Source organism: Bradyrhizobium sp. Kon10 (assembly GCF_055807395.1).
Window position 1 is genome coordinate 198,842 of sequence record NZ_JBVVOZ010000009.1, and the last position, 18,659, is coordinate 217,500.

19 protein-coding genes (1 of these 19 cut by a window edge) are annotated in these 18,659 nt (G+C 61.0%); 7 read left to right on the top strand and 12 right to left on the bottom strand.

What is annotated here, in order from left to right; genetic code table 11:
• Nucleotides 1–119 precede the first annotated feature (119 nt).
• The 3 genes from AC0L2O_RS15650 to AC0L2O_RS15660 all read left to right on the top strand — a co-directional run bounded on the left by AC0L2O_RS15650 (nt 120) and on the right by AC0L2O_RS15660 (nt 3,441).
• Entirely contained in the window at nt 120–920 is an 801-nt protein-coding gene (locus tag AC0L2O_RS15650) for a phytanoyl-CoA dioxygenase family protein (RefSeq protein ID WP_473370343.1), read from the top strand.
• A 168-nt stretch (nt 921–1,088) separates the two neighbouring features.
• On the top strand, nt 1,089–2,417 hold the full coding sequence (locus AC0L2O_RS15655; protein ID WP_473370344.1) for an NAD(P)H-dependent oxidoreductase: 1,329 nt from the start codon (nt 1,089–1,091) through the stop codon (nt 2,415–2,417).
• Nucleotides 2,418–2,523: 106 nt separating this feature from the next.
• Nucleotides 2,524–3,441 carry an NADP-dependent oxidoreductase gene (locus AC0L2O_RS15660; RefSeq protein WP_473370345.1) on the top strand — a complete coding sequence of 306 codons (918 nt, stop codon included), beginning with the start codon at nt 2,524–2,526 and terminating at the stop codon, nt 3,439–3,441.
• A gap of 213 nt (nt 3,442–3,654) precedes the next feature.
• Here AC0L2O_RS15660 and AC0L2O_RS15665 read toward each other — a convergent pair whose 3' ends face one another.
• Nucleotides 3,655–4,413 carry a class I SAM-dependent methyltransferase gene (locus AC0L2O_RS15665; RefSeq protein ID WP_473370346.1) on the bottom strand — a complete coding sequence of 253 codons (759 nt, stop codon included), beginning with the start codon at nt 4,411–4,413 and terminating at the stop codon, nt 3,655–3,657.
• A 238-nt stretch (nt 4,414–4,651) separates the two neighbouring features.
• Nucleotides 4,652–5,623 (bottom strand): MBL fold metallo-hydrolase, encoded by a 972-nt coding sequence (locus tag AC0L2O_RS15670; protein ID WP_473370347.1) that lies wholly within the window; start codon nt 5,621–5,623, stop codon nt 4,652–4,654.
• A gap of 279 nt (nt 5,624–5,902) precedes the next feature.
• On the opposite strand from AC0L2O_RS15670, the gene AC0L2O_RS15675 reads away from it, so the two are divergent.
• The gene (locus AC0L2O_RS15675) at nt 5,903–6,394 is read left to right on the top strand and encodes a lipocalin-like domain-containing protein (RefSeq protein ID WP_473370348.1); all 492 of its coding nucleotides are present in this window, start codon (nt 5,903–5,905) and stop codon (nt 6,392–6,394) included.
• A 59-nt stretch (nt 6,395–6,453) separates the two neighbouring features.
• Here AC0L2O_RS15675 and AC0L2O_RS15680 read toward each other — a convergent pair whose 3' ends face one another.
• Nucleotides 6,454–6,699, bottom strand: a complete 246-nt coding sequence (locus tag AC0L2O_RS15680; protein WP_473370349.1) for a hypothetical protein — start codon at nt 6,697–6,699, stop codon at nt 6,454–6,456.
• Nucleotides 6,700–7,019: 320 nt separating this feature from the next.
• Complete coding sequence (locus tag AC0L2O_RS15685; protein WP_409191726.1) at nt 7,020–7,196, bottom strand: hypothetical protein; 177 nt, start codon at nt 7,194–7,196, stop codon at nt 7,020–7,022.
• A gap of 378 nt (nt 7,197–7,574) precedes the next feature.
• Here AC0L2O_RS15685 and AC0L2O_RS15690 point away from each other — a divergent pair, with 378 nt between their 5' ends.
• Nucleotides 7,575–8,366: a dienelactone hydrolase family protein gene (locus tag AC0L2O_RS15690; protein ID WP_473370350.1), complete on the top strand. Its 792-nt coding sequence runs from the start codon at nt 7,575–7,577 to the stop codon at nt 8,364–8,366.
• Between the two features lie 92 nt (nt 8,367–8,458).
• Here the strand turns inward: AC0L2O_RS15690 and AC0L2O_RS15695 are convergent, their stop codons facing one another.
• The 3 genes from AC0L2O_RS15695 to AC0L2O_RS15705 form a co-directional block, all read right to left on the bottom strand.
• Entirely contained in the window at nt 8,459–9,712 is a 1,254-nt protein-coding gene (locus AC0L2O_RS15695; RefSeq protein ID WP_473370351.1) for a serine hydrolase domain-containing protein, read from the bottom strand.
• A 275-nt stretch (nt 9,713–9,987) separates the two neighbouring features.
• Nucleotides 9,988–10,923 (bottom strand): alpha/beta hydrolase, encoded by a 936-nt coding sequence (locus tag AC0L2O_RS15700; protein ID WP_473370352.1) that lies wholly within the window; start codon nt 10,921–10,923, stop codon nt 9,988–9,990.
• Nucleotides 10,924–11,075: 152 nt separating this feature from the next.
• Nucleotides 11,076–11,903 (bottom strand): Clp protease N-terminal domain-containing protein, encoded by an 828-nt coding sequence (locus AC0L2O_RS15705; protein ID WP_473370353.1) that lies wholly within the window; start codon nt 11,901–11,903, stop codon nt 11,076–11,078.
• 1,239 nt (nt 11,904–13,142) lie between these two features.
• On the opposite strand from AC0L2O_RS15705, the gene AC0L2O_RS15710 reads away from it, so the two are divergent.
• A complete protein-coding gene (locus AC0L2O_RS15710; RefSeq protein WP_473370354.1) occupies nt 13,143–14,234 on the top strand; it encodes a helix-turn-helix domain-containing protein in 1,092 nt (363 codons plus the stop codon).
• A 33-nt stretch (nt 14,235–14,267) separates the two neighbouring features.
• Nucleotides 14,268–15,413 (top strand): acyltransferase family protein, encoded by a 1,146-nt coding sequence (locus AC0L2O_RS15715; RefSeq protein WP_473370355.1) that lies wholly within the window; start codon nt 14,268–14,270, stop codon nt 15,411–15,413.
• Between the two features lie 76 nt (nt 15,414–15,489).
• Here AC0L2O_RS15715 and AC0L2O_RS15720 read toward each other — a convergent pair whose 3' ends face one another.
• The 5 genes from AC0L2O_RS15720 to AC0L2O_RS15740 form a co-directional block, all read right to left on the bottom strand.
• Nucleotides 15,490–16,503, bottom strand: coding sequence for a serine hydrolase domain-containing protein (locus AC0L2O_RS15720; RefSeq protein WP_473370369.1), 1,014 nt, complete (start codon nt 16,501–16,503; stop codon nt 15,490–15,492).
• A 220-nt stretch (nt 16,504–16,723) separates the two neighbouring features.
• Entirely contained in the window at nt 16,724–17,035 is a 312-nt protein-coding gene (locus tag AC0L2O_RS15725; RefSeq protein WP_369726620.1) for a DUF3303 domain-containing protein, read from the bottom strand.
• A gap of 164 nt (nt 17,036–17,199) precedes the next feature.
• Nucleotides 17,200–17,535: a GYD domain-containing protein gene (locus AC0L2O_RS15730; RefSeq protein WP_369720795.1), complete on the bottom strand. Its 336-nt coding sequence runs from the start codon at nt 17,533–17,535 to the stop codon at nt 17,200–17,202.
• A gap of 315 nt (nt 17,536–17,850) precedes the next feature.
• Entirely contained in the window at nt 17,851–18,168 is a 318-nt protein-coding gene (locus AC0L2O_RS15735) for a DUF6894 family protein (RefSeq protein ID WP_473370356.1), read from the bottom strand.
• A gap of 257 nt (nt 18,169–18,425) precedes the next feature.
• Nucleotides 18,426–18,659, bottom strand: the 3' end of a protein-coding gene (locus tag AC0L2O_RS15740) for a hypothetical protein (protein ID WP_473370357.1). It continues 354 nt past the right edge of the window; only the last 234 of its 588 coding nucleotides appear in the window; its start codon lies beyond the right edge, outside the window — the gene reads right to left on this strand; its stop codon occupies nt 18,426–18,428.

Below are 18,659 nucleotides of genomic sequence, written 5' to 3' on the forward strand. Positions count from 1 at the left end.
TCCTGACCGGGCTCATCAGTCTCGATGTCGATTTCCACCGCGACAGAGATTGCGGGTCAATGGATTCCGGGTTCACGCTTCGCGTGCCCCGGAATGACAAGAAAACAGGAGGACGCCCGATGAAATTGTCCGAAGCGCAACTGGAGTTCTTCCATCGCGAGGGCTGGCTGTTTCTGCCCGAACTGTTCAGCCAGGAGGAGGTCGACTTGCTCGCGCGCGAGGCGGTCGGGATCTATGACACCAACCGGCCCGAAGTCTGGCGCGAGAAGAGCGGCGCGCCGCGCACGGCCTTTGCCGCGCATCTCTACAACGAGGCGTTCCGCATCCTGGGCGCGCATCCGCGCATGATCGATCCCGTCGTGCAGCTGTTCGGCGAACAGGTCTACATGCACCAGTTCAAGATCAACGCGAAATCGGCCTTCACCGGCGACGTCTGGCAATGGCACCAGGATTACGGCACCTGGAAGCGCGACGACGGCATGCCGGAGCCGCGCGCGATGAACATCGCGATCTTCCTCGACGAGGTGATGCCGATCAACGGGCCGTTGATGCTGGTGCCGCGCAGCCAGAACGCCGGCGATCTCGAAGCCGCTCATGATCTCGCCACCACGTCGTATCCGCTGTGGACGCTGGACGAGGCGACGGTGACGCGGCTGGTCGCGCAAGGCGGCATCGTGGCGCCGACCGGCAAAGGCGGTGGCATGCTGATGTTCCACAGCAACCTGGTGCACGGCTCTAGCGGCAACATCACGCCCTATCCGCGCAAGATCGTGTACCTGACGCTGAACGCGGTCTCGAACTACATCCGTACCCCCACGCGCCCGGAGTACATCGCGCATCGGGACTTCACCCCGATCAAGACGGTGGACGACGACGCGCTGCTGCGGCTTGCACGTGCGCCAAGGCAGGCGGCGGAGTAATCTGTCATTCCGGGGCGACGCGACGGGACCGCGCAAAGCGCGGCCCGGGAGCGTCGAGCCCGGAATCCATCGGGCTGCAGAGTCGGTGGATGAATGGATTCCGGGCTCGCGACTTCGTCGCGCCCCGGAATGACGAGCTTTGATATTTGCGCTCACTGGACATCCCCCATGAACCTCTTCCGCCTCCTCCAGGTCCGCGCCGCCGCCGGCAAGCCTGTCCGCGTCGCCCTGATCGGCGCCGGGAAATTCGGCTCGATGTTTCTGGCGCAGGTGCCGCACACGCCGGGGCTTCAGGTGCCTGTTATCGTCGACATCGACCGCGACCGCGCGCGCGAAGCCTGCCGCACCGTCGGCTGGGACGCAGATCGCATCGCCGCGACCGTCTTCACCGATGACGGCGCACGTGCGATTGCCGGCGGCGCGATGGATGTGGTGGTGGAGGCGACCGGCAATCCGGCCGTCGGCATCAGTCATGCGCGGGCGGCGATCGCGGCGGGCAAGCATATCGTGATGGTCAATGTCGAGGCCGACGCGCTGGCCGGCCCCTTGCTCGCCGAGGAAGCGCGCAAGGCCGGCGTGGTCTATTCGCTCGCCTATGGCGACCAGCCGGCGCTGACAGCGGAGATGGTCGACTGGGCGCGCGCCACCGGCTTTCGCGTCGTCGCCGCCGGCAAGGGCACGAAATATCTGCCGGCCTATCACGACGTGACGCCGGATAGCGTCTGGCAGCATTACGGTCTCACCGCGGGCGAAGCGCAGTCGGCCGGCATGAACCCGCAAATGTTCAACTCCTTCCTCGACGGCACCAAGTCGGCGATCGAGATGGCGGCGATTGCGAACGCGTGCGGGCTCGACGTGCCCGCGGACGGTCTGCTGTTTCCGCCCTGCGGCGTCGACGACCTGCCGCACATCATGCGTCCCCGCGACAAGGGCGGTGTGCTGGAACGCTCAGGCGTGGTGGAAGTGGTCTCCTCGCTCGAGCGCGACGGACGGCCGGTGTTTCGTGATCTGCGCTGGGGCGTCTATGTTGTGCTCGAGGCGCCGAACGACTACGCCGCCGATTGCTTCAGGCAATACGGCCTGAAGACCGACGCCAGCGGACGATATGCGGCGATGTACAAGCCCTATCATCTGATCGGGCTCGAGCTGAACATCTCGGTGCTGTCGGCGGCGTTGCGGGGCGAGCCGACCGGACAGCCTTACGGCTTCCGCGGCGATGTCGCCTCTGTGGCAAAACGCGATTTGCGCGCCGGCGAAATGCTGGACGGCGAAGGCGGCTACACGGTGTGGGGCAGACTGGTGCCGGCAGCTGCGAGCCTGAAAGCGAGCGCACTGCCGATTGGGCTGGCGCATCGGCTGAAGCTGAAGCACGACGTCGCCCATGGCGAGATCGTGCGCTGGAGCGATGTCGATTTCGATGCCAACAACGAGACGATCAGAACGCGGAAAGCGATGGAAGCGGCGTTTGCGAACCAGGGCCAGTTGGTGTCCTCGTAGCCGAGACTGATTGGCGCGAGTTGGGCATGTCCGCTATCCCATGCCTTGCGGGCCCCCGGCTGAATGCAAACATCTCCCGAGAGACAAATGACGAGGAGATATTCCCATGAAGGCGATCGTTGTAACGGACAAGGCCGCGGGAAAGGCCGGGATGAAGCTGGTGGAGCGGCCGGAACCGCAGGCGGCGATCAACGACGTCATCGTTCAGGTTCAGGCGTCGGGATTTGTCCCGACTGAGCTGGAGTGGCCCTCGACCTGGACCGATCGTCTCGGCCGTGGTCGAACGCCGTCGATCCCCGGGCACGAGCTGGCCGGAGTGGTCACCGCTCTCGGCTACGGCACGACCGGGCTGTCGGTGGGGCAGCGCGTGTTCGGCCTTGCCGACTGGTATCGCGACGGCACGCTGGCGGAGTATGTCGCCATGGAGGCGCGCAACCTGGCGCCGCTGCCGGGCGACGTCGACTACACGGTGGGCGCGAGCCTGCCGGTTTCGGGCCTGACCGCATGGCAAGGGCTGTTTCAACACGGCCGCCTTCAGGCGGGGCAGAGCGTGCTCGCGCACGGCGCTGCCGGCGCAGTCGGATCGATGGTGACGCAACTCGCGCGAGAGGCCGGCGCCTATGTCATCGGCACCGGACGCGCGGCCGACCGTCAGGCGGTGCTCGAGTTCGGCGCGAAGGAGTTCGTCGACCTCGACAACGACGCCCTCGAAGACGTCGGCCAAGTCGATCTGGTGTTCGACGTGATCGGCGGTGACATCCAGAAGCGGTCCGCAGGACTGATTCGAGCCGGAGGAACATTGGTGACGATCGTCGGGCCGGCCGAAGCGCGGCCCGCCAACGGCCTGGCAGTCGACTTCGTCGTCGAGTCCGATCGCGCCCAACTGAGTGAGATCGTCCAGCGGGTGCGGGATGGACGACTGCGGACGAACATCGGCAAGATCTCGAGCCTTGACGACGCCGTCGCCGCCTTGAATCCGACCGAGCGACGCAAGGGGAATACGATCGTCCGCGTTCGCCCCTGAGCGACGCCCGCCAATTGTTGCAGGCACGTCGGCGCTGTTCAGGTCGGGCGGGCTTTGAGGAACATGTCCGCTCCGAGTCCAAAAGCTGCGGTGGAGGCAAGCTCAGCTCGGCGTCCGGTTTACCGGCGACAGCCGACATCACGGCGGCTGAGGCGCTCTTCGGCTTAGGGGCCAATAACGGACCTCCCCATGATTGTGGGCAGGCCCGTTCCACTATCCCGTCGGCACAGTTCCCTTGACCGCCCAAGCCACACTCGCAAAGCTTCGCGGACCATCTGGTTGACCACACAGATAGGCTTCACGAACACTGGCCTTCACTTGCTCCGAGATGCTCTTGGTGAGTGTCGCTAAGAATGCAGCCAACGTGCCTTGGCCATTGATAAGTGGCAGCCAATAATCATCGAATTCGGCGAATTCCATTCGGATTGCGAGTGTCGCTTCAGTAACGTCTTGAAGTCCAGCATCGGCAAATGCGCCCGTCATCTCGTTGGGAAATGTCATCGGCCTGACTAGAGCGGCGCAACGCCGGGCGATGGAGTTGGGCTCGATTGCCGCAATGGTATCCCAGAAGATGCGCTGGCTGGGCATTCCTCCAAAGGTGTCCCAGACTGTGGCAGCAACAACACCACCTGGCCGTACGACACGAAACATCTCAGCAACCGCCTGCCGTGCGTTCGAGACAAAATGCAGGACCAGCATAGAGAGAGCGCGATCAAACTGGTTTTCGCGAAACGGTAATGCGCACGCATCGCCGCGCCGTGCGGCTATCCGACGGTCGGTGTTCCGCTGCGTCAGCGCCTCAACGAATTGTTCTTCGTAATCAATGGCCTCGATGCTTGAGATGTTCGCTCGATCAGGGATTAGAAACGTTAGGCTGCCTGTCCCACAGCCAACATCTATGATGCGCTCTCCATCCGCAGCACCGGCGAAATCTAGAAATAACGGAGCCAGACGCCTGCTCCATCTGCCCATATACTGGTCGTATCCGTCTGCGCCCTTAAATGAAGTTGGAAGACATATCTACCCTCGACCAATTGGTTCACAGTTCTTGAAGCAGATGCAGATTACGCGCTTCGGGCACAAGCTGTGATCGCACTGGCTGCGCGCGGCAGGTCAGCTTTGGGGCCAAAAGCTGACTCAGATGCCGACCGGGTCTCCGCTACGGGCAGCAGTCATCGTTCAATCGCCGACGGGTAGTGTCGCGAGGATACTACCCCTCGGCTGCGAATACGTAGCTGTTGCCATCCTTGGCCAGCGTGCCAACGTTCGGCATCAACCAGTGAGTACCCGAAATGGTGAGCTTGTCGGCGACCACGCGATCGAAGATCTTCCTTCGCGTTTCGACAGCCATTTGCGGATCCTGGTCGATAGAGAGCTGCCACTGGGGATTTGTCGAAATGTGTGGTGCAAGATTGACCACGTCAGCGCTGATCAGGAACTGTTCGCCGCCGGAGGTGACCAGATGCGCGACCATTCCCGGGCTATGGCCAGGCGCCTGAATGGCGTGCACGCCGGGCAGGAGTTCTGGTTCTCCCTCAAAGGTCCTGACGTTTTTCCAAGTCGCCACCGTGGCCTGAATTCGCTGGGCGAGGCCTTTGCGTGTCGGTCCGAGATCGATCGACTCGACCCCCGGGCGCGTCCACCACTTCAATTCCGCGGCGGGCACCACGATGTCGGCATCCGGGAAGACCTGCGCATCGCTCTCATTGTTCATGAGGCCATAAATGTGGTCGCCGTGGAGATGGGAGATGAGGATCGTCTTGACTGCCTTGGGGTCAAGGCCCGCCGCCGCCATGCTCTCGAATAACCGACCGTTCCCCTCACCATAAATCGGGTGACCGCCCGTACCCGAGTCGATCAGGACCACTTGATCGCGCAGCTTGAGCGCCATGACGATAAACCGCAGGGGCGCCTGATTATCGGGAAAACCGGCACCGCGCAACACGGTCTTGACCTGTTCGACGCTGACATTCCTGACCATGCCCTCCCGCAGCGGAACGTCACGCATGCCATCAATCAAAGAGAAGATTTCAATGTCGCCGACCTTGTATTTGCGGAAAGGTTGAGTGACGGACTGTTGAGCGTGAGCTGCGTCGACAAACGTGACCGGCCTGTCGAGTCCAAACGCGGCGTAAGCACCGGCTGCGCCAAGTGCCGGGTCCCGATGCGAGATATCGGACATCGTTCGGGACTCCCCGCTGACTGAATGGATCGAGCATATCAAGGGGGATGTGCACTGCACAAGGTCGGCTTTGGGTCAACAGCGGCGGTTTCGGCCGTGGGCAGTCAGGGCCGGTCTACCCTCAACTTCGGACATGACCGGGCACCGCCCGGGCGATTGCGATGGGCCAGCACCCGACAGGCTGGCGAGGAGCCTGCCGTCCGAAGGCTCGTAAGTTTTGATCGCTCAAGCTATCCTGATCATTGTCAAAGCCCGACTTGCCATTCATGGGAGAACAGCATGGCGCGTCTCGTTGCCTTATTGGTTGCTCTCTATTGCTATTTTCCGTCTGGACCTGTGTTTGCGGACGACGCATCGAAGCAGCTGGTCGGGAGTTGGAAATTGACCTCATGGACCATTCAAATTGTCGGCGGCGACGCCAGCGAACCATTTGGTCCCAACCCGAAAGGTAGAGCGCTTTTCACGCCTGACGGATATGCGGCCTTCATCATTGTGGGGGCAAATCGCAAGCCTGCAACAAACAACGACGAGACGGCGGCGCTCCTCAAGTCGTTGAATGTCTACACCGGAAAATTCACCATCGACGGAGACAAGTTCACGACCAAAGTCGACATTTCGGGCAACGAGCTCCTCAGCGGGCAGGATCAGGTGAGATTTTTCAAGCTAGACGGTGACCGGCTGAGCATCCGAACCGCTGAACAAGTCAGCTCCGTGGGCATCTATCAGGGTAAGAAAGTCGTCGGCACTCTCGCTTGGGAACGCGAACCTTGAGGGGGCCTGTGCATTTTGGCTCATTGCCCATTCGACAAACCACGCACTTTGAGCCGTGATCAGGTCTTTGCGCCCGAAGGCAATTCAAACTCGTCGCCCTCCGGGGCGGTCGGCGACCACCAGTGGGGATGAACCTCTTGCCAAAATTCTGGTTGAGAAGAGCTCGAAAGATCGTTCATCGCATAAGCCCTTTCACGCGGCGCGATCATGCAAAAAAGAACAATCAAGGTTACCCAGCGCGCACGAACGGTTGAGCCCTGCGCGACACCCATCACCTTCGCTGCTGCGCTAAAAATCACGATCACGTTCCCTGTCCCTTGCTCTCCACCTCTGCCACCGGCTGCATTGGGATCGCGGCGTCGGCTTTGCGCTTGGCCAGTTGCCAAAACAATGGGGACAGGTCGTAACATGGGACGCAACAGAGTTTTCAGAAGAACGAACCGCTTTGGGTCAATCGTCTCAGTTTCGGCGATCAGCCGCGCAGTTCCGGGCCTCCTCGATGAGCGGACATCGTCAGCATCGGCGGACAGCCACGGCGCAAAGACAACAGCCGCCCAAAGGCGGCTATTCTCTCCGATCCAAGGAACTTGGAGGCAACTCTAGCCGCCCGTGACCAAGAACGTTGTCACGCAGCGAGCCAATGTCCCTTGTGAATATCGAACTTCACGACGCCGTCGTCACGCATCTTCAGCAGGAGCGATTGGCAGTCGTCCTGATTCTTTATGTTCACGCGCTTCATGATTTCGAAAGCCTTCAGAGGCTTTTCGCGAAGCGCAATTAGAATCTTTTCTCGATCAGTCATTGGAGTTCCTAACATCAGCCTCGGCGACGGTACGCGTTGTGCAGATCGTCTGCAACGGGCGCGTTCGCCTGATGAGGTTCGTTCCGGGTCAGAAGCGACCTTTCCGCATGGCGCTCACTTACCGTTGAGCACCGGCAGTAGACATCACCCACGCCGGTCGGGAGGTCCGAGATGGGCCAAACGGAGTTCGCGGTACCAGCTTAACAATGGGTCAAGCGAGGGATGTCTGCAGTCCTGAACTTACGCTGCGGATAGACTGACACAACCTGCTACATTAGCCCTGTTGCGAAGACGAGGCGAGGTAAAATGGGCACACGAGCCGGAGCATGTCTTGGGTTAGCCGTATTGGTTACGTGCGTTTGCACGAACGCCGTCACGATGGCACAAGAGTTGGTCAGGTTCGACAGTGCTCCAGTCCGCCTTGGCCAGCTCCAGCAGCGCTTGGCGCGCGAGCGTGGCGAAGCCCCGAAGGCGGCGGAGACGATCGAGGGCTACCTCGCGAAGCCTGAGGGCGACGGCCCATTCGCCGCCATTGTGTCTCTCCATGGATGCGATGGACTTTCGAGAGATGACCGAAAGTCCATCGCTCAATCCGTGACCGGTTTGGGGTATGTGTCACTTGCAGTCGATAGCTTTGCGACCCGTGGCATCAAGGACGCCTGCACCAAACCGATGCCTGCCCTGATGCTTGCCCGCCAAGCTGATGCCTTAGGCGCTCTATCCTATCTTTCCAAACTTCCTTTTGTCGATCCTCAACGTATCGCTGTCCTTGGAGGATCGATGGGTGGAACGGTTGCGCTGGAATTAGCGTCGTCCCACCACGTGGAAACATTCGACGCTCCTCGGGATCTGAAGTTCAAGGCCGCGGTGGCCTATTTTCCGGGGTGCGGCTTTGCTTCCGAGGAACTCATCGTTCCCACTTTAATCCTGATCGGCGAACTCGACGACTGGTTGCCTGCGAGGGACTGCGAACTTTGGATGAAGCGGCGAGCCGACAGGGGCGCGCCGGTTAAGCTGGTCGTCTATCCCGGTGCCTATCACGCCTTTAGCGTTCCGGCTTTCGCCGACGGCAGGGAAATGTACGGGCACTGGCTCAAGTACGATGCGGAAGCGGCCAGGAAGGCAATCATGGAGACGCAGAGTTTCCTCTCTGCTCAATTCTCCCGTTGAGTGACAGCAAAGCGAATGCCCCATACGCGCTTGGAGCAGCTTCCGGTTGGTGCCGGAAGCAGACCTCGCAGCTCATTTGGCTTTTGGTGGCGTCACCCGAACTGCGCGACCACGGCCGACCACAGATGCCAGATTTCGGGAGACTTTTCATCGACGGCGGTCTGCACCATGACCAGCTTGGAGGGCGGATCAACGAGGATGCGCTGCCCGAGGTAACCCAACAGTGCGAATTGCCGTCTGCTGCCGGGAAACAGGTAGACCTGATAGCCGTAGCCGAACCCTCCCTCGGCCTTTGCCAGATACGTCTCCGAGGCGCGCACCGTGGTCGCATCAATCACCCACTGTGCAGGTATGATCTGTTTGCCCTCCCACTCTCCGTCGTGGGCCAGCAGACGGGCGAGTCGCGCGTAGTCGCGCAGTACCGCATTGAAGAACCCGTGCGCTACCTCACCGCCTTCCGCATCAATCAGCCATTTGGCGTCCGCTTCCGTGCCGATCGGCTGCCAGACTTTTTCCTGGAGATAGCCACACATTGATTGACCGGTCGCGTAACGCAGCACGAGACCAAGCACATCCGTTTCGATGCTGGCGTAATGGAACCGCGTCCCCGGCGGCGCGATCCGTTGGTTGAATTGCGCGATACTCGCGACGGTGCCTCTTTGGGAAAACCAGTGCTTGCGCACCATGTCGCCCCACAGGCGATCGAGGTCGTCTCCGCTGCCTTTCGCTTCGTCGTTCTCTTCACCGAATTTCACGCCAGACGACATGTGCAGCAGCGCGCGGATCGGCGTTGCACCGTATTCCGTGCCTTTCAAGCCGGGAACATAGGTCCCCGCAGCATCGTCGATCGACTTGATCGCGCCTTCCGCGGTCGCGATCCCTATCAGCATGCCGGTGATCGATTTTGCCATCGACTGCGACATCAGCCGGTCTCGATCGCTGCGGCCGTACTGATAGCGCTCAACCAGAATCCGGTCGTCCTTGGCGATCAACAGGCCCGTCACCGGATTGCGCGCCAGATAATCCGCAAGCGAAGCACGGTTTCCCTTGTACTGGTAGCTGACATCCGCCGGCGTTCGCTTGAATGGCCAGGCCGTGGCCGCGCGATCGACGCGACGGGTCGGGAATATCTCATCATAGTGACTGAATGCGCCGACGCGGTATTTTGGCGAGGCCGGATTGCCGGGCTGGTAGATCCGCCACCGGTCCTTGATCGGGTAGTTCTCGCCCGCGCCGTAAAGTTCGGCGTCCGGGCCATCAGCGAAAAAGGACGGACCGCCACCGAATTCCGCAGCCCAACTCCATTTCGCCGATGCCGCAACGCAGGTTGCCACAAGTCCGGTCAAGACAGAGCGTCGCGAGAGTGCTTTCCCGGCGCCGGTATCGGACTTTGAAGGACTTCTCATCGCTCGCACCCTCCATATCCCGCCGCCGAGCGTACGCGATGTCGTGCCGAGCGACCAAGCATCGGATGTCCGCTTGGAGTCAAAACCAGCGGTAGGCCTTGGCTCAGCCCATACCCGGTTTGCCCCAGCGAGCCGACATGGCAGGGGTTCGAGCGAGCTTCGGCCAAGGGCTCACTTCCGGACTCATGCATTGACTTAGTGCCAAAGTCGAAGTGTCAGGTTGTCTGTGATCGTCGCGTGATTTGCACGCCCAACGCTTCGGTCAGGAAGGCGCACTGCCCCGCGCTCGCTTCCTCGAAAATCTCGCTTGGATGGTACAGCAAGCCGAAATGACCGCCATCGATATCAGCCCACTGCTTACGGCAGCGCATCAGCCCAAAGACGGCCCTCGTTACGTCGGGATTGCAGTGAATCATCTCGTCGTCGCGACCGGCCATGAGCAGGGTCGGCCCGCGAATGAACGGCGCCGCCAGATAGGCGCTGAACGGCACCACCGTCGGTGGAATGACGCGAATGACACGGTTCTCCCACAATGTGCCATGCCGGCCGCCATAGTCGATGAACCAGCGGTAGGCCTGGATCGGCTTCAGCAGGGAGGGCGCGCCGATTTGATCGGCTGACACGACCGGTAGTGGTCCGGTCGTGGTTTCAGGCGTGCCGGTGATGTCGCCGCCGTCAAAGATCGTTTGCATGGTCTGGAAATGCCACTCGTCCGGCGGAAGCTTGGGCATTTCCATGCCGCAGGCCGGACATTGCACGGCGACCGCCGCATACCTCGGGTCGAGCGCGCCGACCGCCAGCGCAATCATGCCAGAACAACTATCGTCCCAGGCGGCGATCCTCTCGCTGTGGACGTCGGCGCGCGTGAGCAGATAATTCATGGCGTCGCGATAGCCGCGCGCCTGGAGCCACGGGTTGATCAGCTGACGCGGCTCGCCGCCGCTCAGCCCGAAATTGCGATGATCGTAGAGCAGCACAGCGAGGCCGGCGCGACAGAACACCTCGGCATAGCGATCGAGGCACATGGTGATGGTCGCTGTGGTGCCATGCGTCATCACTACGGTGGACCAAGGCGCCGCCGCCTGCGCAGGGCGGTAGAAGCGCCCGCGCAATGTCGCGCCTTGGGAAGGAAATTCCACGACCTCAAACATCGTGCCCCTCACCGGCTCGTGCCAAAGCCGGATCCTAGTGCGCCGACACTGCCGTGGCTACTGTCAGACGACGGTGCCACGTCCGAGTTGGGTCAACCGCGGAAATCGTCGGTTAATTCGATCACTTCGTCGGCCCTGTCAAAAGGCAACCCTCATTTTGGCGGGGCGCGACGGGTTTTTTTAGCCGGCTTGCTCTGCCGTGGTGGATGCCGTTTCAACTTGCGCAGGGCCTTGGCCTCGATTTGCCGGATGCGCTCGGGGGTTACCGAGATCTCCCGGCCGATTTCGTCCGACGTGTGCTCGGTGGCGCCGATCCCGAACCGCATGCGGAGCACGCGCTCTTCGCGCGGTGTCAATGGCCCGGTTATCTGGATTTTTTCCCTCAACATCCCATGCTCGCTCAGGAGCCAGACCGCGGGACTTTCTGTTTCCCGGAACATCGCAGCCAGCAGATCCACGCCGTTGGTCTCGCGTTTCAGGCTACGGACAGCCGCAAGGTGAACAACGCGCCGGAATGCGACAGTCGGAGTGGTCCGGCCTTCGTCGCCACTCATCACCCAGGTCTTTAGCTTCTCGTCGATGTAAGTCGTTGCGGCCTGCCTGAGCTCTGCAAGATCGACCTCGGCTGCCTTGATCGCGACCGAAGCATCGGGATCATCGAGCAGTGCGAGCAGCAGATGTTCAAGAGTCGCGTATTCGTGGTTTCGCTGCTCCGCGTGGGCAAGAGCCCTCTTCAACGTCAGGTTAAGTTCGGACGTAAAGCCCGAGGGCCACGTGACATTCGCAGGCTGCCTCTCAGCCGGCCTTGTATTGGTGGCAGGTGCTCCCCGAATTGCGGCAGCAAGCCTATTCCAATCCGGCAACCCGAATATCTGTGCAATGAGTTCAAGGCTTTGGCCGAGGGTGACGTTCGTGCCCCTGGAGGCGAGCGAGGCACGCAGTGTATGTGCCATAACTTTGGCATCACGATAATCGCGCATGGCTATTCCTTTGCTTCGACGCAACGGGAGATGCCAGTGCTTGCGTTGCTGGCCCGTTGCTCGGCAAAGGGCGCCGCACGATGCTGCGATACGTTCACCATACCCCGAAAGGTGCAAGCGGCAGGTCGTATCCACCCAGCGAAAATATGCGCAGCCGCCAAACTCTTGTCAACAACGGCACGGCGGGCTCTGCTTCGGGTCACAAGCGCTCCTCCATCAACCACTTCATTGTCATCGGCTTGCTGGATCGGCTCGACCCCAATCACACGGAGCGCACCCCGGCACTCAAATTCCCATCGCTCACCCCGACATCCGTTGCGCGATCATCTCGATCGCGACTCACCCTCAGATAGCTTTGCCTCTTCCAAATTGCCGGTACGGGAATGTTGTGATACAACCCTTGGCTGTCGGGGCGGCTGTTCCGTCCCGGATCTGGGGAGGTACCTTATGAGATTCTCGTTAGGCTTCGCCGTGCCGTCAGTCGTCGTGACCTTGTCAACCGCCTTGCTGTGCAGCAGCGCGGCAATGTCACAACCCACACCAAACTCGTCACTTCCCGCCGTCTCGGTCGAAGCGCCGAAGGAAAGAGCTACGGTAGTGCCGAGGCAGGGGCCAACGACCGTGACATCTCATCGGGCATCTCATCGGGCAACCGGTTTGTCAGCCGCTCAAAACCCGGTGTTCGCACCGAACACGGTGTTGGGCAGGATTGCCAGGCTGGAGAAATCCGCCAGCAGCTGCAACGGTGGTTGCGAAACGAGTTACAGGGTCGGCAACGCTCCCTGGGTCGGATGTAGCTATAGTGGCGGGGAGCCTTTTACCCATAGTGTCTCGCCGACGTGCCGAGATACACTCAGCTACAACACCTACGCGCAGTGCGTAGAGACCAAGAGTTTGCTTGGCGCGACCCCTAGAGAAACTCGATGGCTTTGCACCAGCCTGCTGGCTGGTGGCAAGTTGCCCGGCGAAAAGCAGGTCGCCGACGCCAGGCAATCGGGCCGCCGCTGATCCACGCGTCCCGACGGCTATGTCCTGAACACGGATAGCATGGCTCGAAAGCTTCGAGCCATGCGGAATGCCGCTTAGGGCCGACAGGTAGCATTTGCAACCGGACGATCAGAAGCACATCGATGCGCCGATCGGCTGCGGACGAGAAGCGCCTATCCGGATCTTCTCGCAGGACCTCGAGGCCTTGCATCCAGCTATCGTTCGAGCCAGAAAAGCATTGGAGGTTCGCCAATGCTGCTCGAAACCGGGGTCCGAGGTGGCGCATTGGCGCTGCTTGGCCTGCTTGCGATCATTGGTCTTCCTGGCACGCTCCGATCGCCGATCGGTCGCGCCACGCTGCTATTCGACCTCTGCGTCATAGCGTTCCTCATCGAAACGGCTCCCGGACTGCACGAGGATCTCGTCTGGTGGGTCATTCCACTGCGGATTCTCAGCAACTCAATCGCAGGCGTTTTCGTTGCGTGGGCCGAGACAGTATTCGGGGACGCTTCTCAGTCGACGCGATGGAGGTGGGCGGTCTTCGCTGCTCTCCTGCCGCTCGCAGGCGTGGCAACCTTGTCCGGCTCGAGCTTGGCGTGGGATGCGACGCATGCCGCGACGCTCATCGTGGCCGTGGTCGAAACCGGCCGGGTGCTTGCAGGACGCAAAGCAGACCTGGTGGAGGGGCGACGCCGCTTTCGGATCATTTTCGCCTGCGCTGTGGGTCTGGTCATCCTGGCAACAACAATGCTCGATGCAGCCGGCGTTCGCTGGCTGCCCGGTCTTTCGGCCGTGCTGGGCTTGGCGATGGTCGCCGCGTTGATGCGTCTGCGTGCTGTCATGCCTGAGCCAACGCTCGAACCGGCGCCGGGCGCGCAAGAGGGCCTTACCATCGCCGTCGCGGCAACGGACATGAGCGCCGAGGAGCGCCAATTGACGGAGCGGCTACGGCGGGCGATGGAGCAGGATCGCACCTACCGCGACCCAGAGCTCTCGGTGGATCGACTGGCCGAGCAATTGGGAGTCCCTGAATATCGCCTTCGGAGGACGATCAACCAGCGCCTCGGCTATCGGAACTTCACTGATTTCATCAACGAGCACAGGTTGAAAGAGGCGCGGGAGGCGTTGTCCGACCCTGCGCAATCGCGCGTCCCGGTCCTCACCATCGCCCTGGACGCCGGCTGGGGATCGATCGGTCCGTTCAATCGCGCGTTCAAGAGGCAAACTGGCCAAACGCCCACCGAATTTCGCCGTCGCACACTGGCCGATTTCGCAATCGGCCATGTTTTGCCGGATTCAGCCAGGCCGGACGCGACTTCCGGCAAGACCCCGACCTCGGCATGAGGCCTGATCCAGGCGCAAGCCGGAGGACAGGTCATGCCTGGAGAGAGGCCGAGTCATCGGCTTTTATATATCGACAACCTGCGTTGGTCGGCGATCAGCATGGTGATCGTCATGCACGCCGCCGTGACCTACTCGCCTTTTGGCGAGTGGTACTACCGCGAGCATCCCGAACTGAGTATCGGAGTGAAGATTGCCTTCGCTGCCTATCAATCCTTCCAGCACGCGGTGGCAATGGGTTTGCTCTTCGGCATAGCAGGCTTCTTTTCGGCCGGCGCCGTTGCACGCAATGGCGTGGGCAGCTTCATCCGCGAGCGGCTGCGGAGACTTGGCCTGCCCTTGCTGCTCTATCTGACCGTGATTGGTCCGCTGACCGAACATTTCGTCGCAGGGTCGTGGCGATCGAACCCGCCGCGCACGTTCGTCGAGGACTGGTGGCTGCACCTCCGTTCAGGGGAGCTATTCGACGGCTCGGGTCCCCTCTGGTTCTGCCTTGTGCTTCTCCTGTTCTCGGCCGCCTACGCCGTGGTGTGCCGGGCGCGCCCGCTACAGTTCGCTCCGCGCCATCCTCCTTCGGCAGGGGCTGTGTTGGGTTACGCGGCCTTGATTGCCATCGTGACCTTCGTCGTCGGCGCGATTTTTCCGAACGCGAGGACTGTTCTCAACGTCGATGTCCACGACTTTCCGCAATACCCGCTGATGTATGTGGCCGGAATTGCAGCATGGAAAGGTGACTGGCTGCGCCAGATCCCATCATCTGCCGGACGACGTTGGTTGTGGAGCGGGCTTTGGGTCGGGGCTGCGCTGTGGATCGTGCTGGTCGCTGCAGGCGGAGCCATGAGCGGCGACGTCTCGTCCTATGGCGGCGGTTGGCACTGGCAGGCTGCCGGCATGGACGCCTGGCGCTCATTCACCTGTCTTGCTCTCTCGTTGGGGGCAATCGTCCTCTACAGAGACCGCTTTGACCGCCAAGGACCCGTCGCTCGCTTCCTCACGCGCAATGCGTTCGGCGTCTACGTCTTGCACGCGCCGATCCTGGTCGCGATTACGCGTCTGCTGCATTTTTTACCTGCTTCCACTGGCCTCAAATTCGCGCTCGCCAGCCTGGGCGGCATCCTGGCAAGCTTTCTCATTGTCGGATTTGTGGCCCAGCGAACACCGGGTTTGCGCGCAGTTCTCTGACCGTCAGCGATGGATGACAAGCGGTGGTCGAGCGCAGGACGGCTATGGCCGCGGCCGTGCGCCGGCATGTGGAAGCCTACGATATGCTCGCCAAAACGATTTCGCGCAGCACGCGCGTCGGCGGAATCGACTGATCTTCGGCGTCGTAATTTCCGGCCGTCAAAGCGATGACGAGCTGCAACGCCGGAATAATGTATAGCCGCTGGCCGCCTTCCCCCTGCGCCATCCACATGCGCTCGAGCCGGCCGGGCGCCCATCCCTTCGGCTTGCCGAAAGCTATATCGAGAAGAAACCATTGGTAGCCGTAACGGCGAAGCTCGTCGCAACTGACGACCGGTGTCGTGCAACGCTTGATCCATTCCGACGGAACGATCTGCCGGCCATCGAGCTGCCCTCCGGCGAGCATCAACGTGCCGATCCGTGAGAGATCGCGCACCGACATTCGCGCGCCTGACGCAGCGAACGGTTCGCCATCAGGCCCGGAGGCCCATTCGGTCGGCCCCATGCCGAGCGGATCGAAAAGTGACTCACGTGCAAATTCATGCAGTGACTTGCCCGAACCCTTTGCGATCAAGCGGGCCAGCAAGGCGGTCGCTCCGCCACAATAGACCCAGTGGGTACCGGGCGCGTCGAGCATCGGCCGCTCCAATATGTAGCGATAGCGGTCGGGAGCGTTGTCCATGGCGATTTCGCTATTGCGAGGATCGGCATACGACAAGCTGGTCTCATCCCAATCCGATCCCAGGGTCATGGAGAGCGGGAATCCGGAAAGCAAGCTCGCCTCGGGCGCGGGGACCTTGCCTTGCTGGAGAGCGATCCCATACAGCAAGGCCACGATGCTTTTCGAGCAGGATCGCAGATCATGCATCGTCTCCGCCGCAAACTTGACCATCCCGAGATCGCCGACGCCTCTCTGCCGATCTTGACCTTCGAAATAGCGCTCGATGATCAGCTTTCCGTTCTGGAGCACAACAAGACCGTGGATATTCCACAGACGCCGCTCGGCAATGGCTTGATCGAGCCTTCGGCTCACCTCGGCGGCGAATCTGTCGGAAGCAAACGTAGCCTGTTGCTGCCCCGGAGCCGGCATGATCGGCAAGCCCAGAGCTGCTCCTCCGAGTCCTGAAAGTATCTGGCGACGATTTGGCACAGTCGAAACCCCTCATCCGGGACATGCCGCTTTATACCGAAGGGACAGCTTGCGGTGAAGGTCGGGTAGGGGTCATAGGAATACACCGCTCACGCGCCAGGGCACGAGAGCCGGCGGCACGGCCATGGGACCTCGACGTTGCGGCGGCCGGGTGTGACGATCAGCTCTTCGAAGCGCTCTGTGCCCACGCCAGAGATGCCGCAGTCAGCGGCACCGCGTCGCTGACTTCTATCACCGGGACGACGTTGACCTCGTTCCAGAAATTGTACTTCGAGACGAACGAGACGATCACCTTGGGATCGCTGGTCTCGACAAAAACGTAACCTCCATTGCCAGCGAGGTTCGACAGGAAGGCGTGGACCGTCAAACCATCCTCCGGCTTCCATTTGCTGAAGGCGGCCAATAGAGCGCCAGCGCCGGCAAAGTTTTCGGCATGAGTGAGCCCGGCGGTGCGGATTGTATATTCAATCATGTACCTCACGAAAATCTCCCTTTCAAAAATGAAACAGCTTGCCGGAGTTGCGTTGCGCTCCTTGGCTGCACGCCGCGGGGCATCAGCTGGCGGCAGGCCGATCAGACTGCCGCCAACCTTGAATTCAACTCGTCGACGTCAGGTCGCGCCGTCGACCGTCCGTCTCAACTGCCGGGCGGGGAGTACTTTCCCCGAAGCTGGCTTGCAGTTTGTCGGACCTTGCCGATCTCGTCCTGTGTCCAAAGCCTGATGAGGCTGACATTATGAATGGCGCCGGAGGCGACCACCGTGCCAGAAATCGCCGGTGCTGCACTGGGGTCAGGGACATCGAAGATGACCAGGACGCCCGGGCCTTCAGCAGCGGTGCTATACATCGATATCAGTTTTCCGCCGGCGGCTTCGATCAGGTTCTTGGCCGCTTCGTACCGATTGGTTTTGGGATTTTCCATGATGCTGTTGAGAGATCTTGGTGTGTATTGCCCTGTCATACAGAAATGCATGGTGACTTCCTCCTATCGGGGAATGTTCGAAAATTGAGACGTAAGATTTGCTTCGGGCTCAACAAAAACAGGCGGCTAAAGCCGTGTTGAGCGAAAGACCATAGGCCCTGCCGTGGGCAATATACCGCTCAGACTGGACGGGCGTTCGGCATGACCCGCTGGCGGCTGGTTGTTAGGCTACATCAATTATGGTCGTGCGGAAAAGATATTCTGATGCGTCAGTCATGGGCTGGCGCGACCACGCGGGGCGATGATGCCGGCAGCCGCACTAGGGATAGTCTACTCATCATTCTCAATGAGAGAGGTCGCCTTACTTTATCTTTTCGGGGGGACGTCCAAGACGTGCGCCAGAGCTTGATAGCCGGCGGTGATCGCGCTCTCGCGCGATTGAGACGATGGGACCATTGAAAAGTTCAGGACAAAATACGCCCGGGCGGCAGTTGGTGAAGGGCTATCGCTGACCAAAAGCTGCCACGGCTGGGCGTGCCAGAAGTGCCCGGCCATGCCCTCGCGCAACACGCCGCCCGCCAGCTGAATGGCCTCGATCCGCGCCTCCGCGATGCCGGGTAGCTCCACCCCGGTTTCATCGGTCACGGCAGTTCCGTCCAGAATATGGAAATGGTAACGCGGCATGTGGCGCTCCGATCTAAGGCGGGAGCGCAGTTGCGTCTCTCTGTCACCGGCAACGGCCTGAGGTCTGTCACGGCGATGGGTCGGCAACACGCGGCAAGCTGCGAGGTTCCTGTTCAGAGAAGCTCTCGCCGTGACTTTCTTAGTTCTCCCGCTTGCGCGCTTTGCGTCACCATTGCTTCCTGGGTGATGGGTCCTGGCTTTCGCCAGGACGACACCGTTGTGAGCAATACGCGGGGCGGCGCGACGCAAGAACACTCTCAGTTCTGGTCGTCGCCGAGGGCTGCGACCAGCTTGTCGTAATACTTGCCGACGAGATCGATATTGCCCTTGTTCTCGACCGCAGGCGCCGGCGTCTTCAGCGCTTCGTTGAGCTCGTCGAGCGCTTCCTTCTTGTCCTTGGCCGGCATCTTCTTGTCGGCCTGGACTTGTGCGATCTGGCTTTTGAGCACCGCTTCGCTGCCGACATATTTCTTGGACGCGGGATCGAAGCC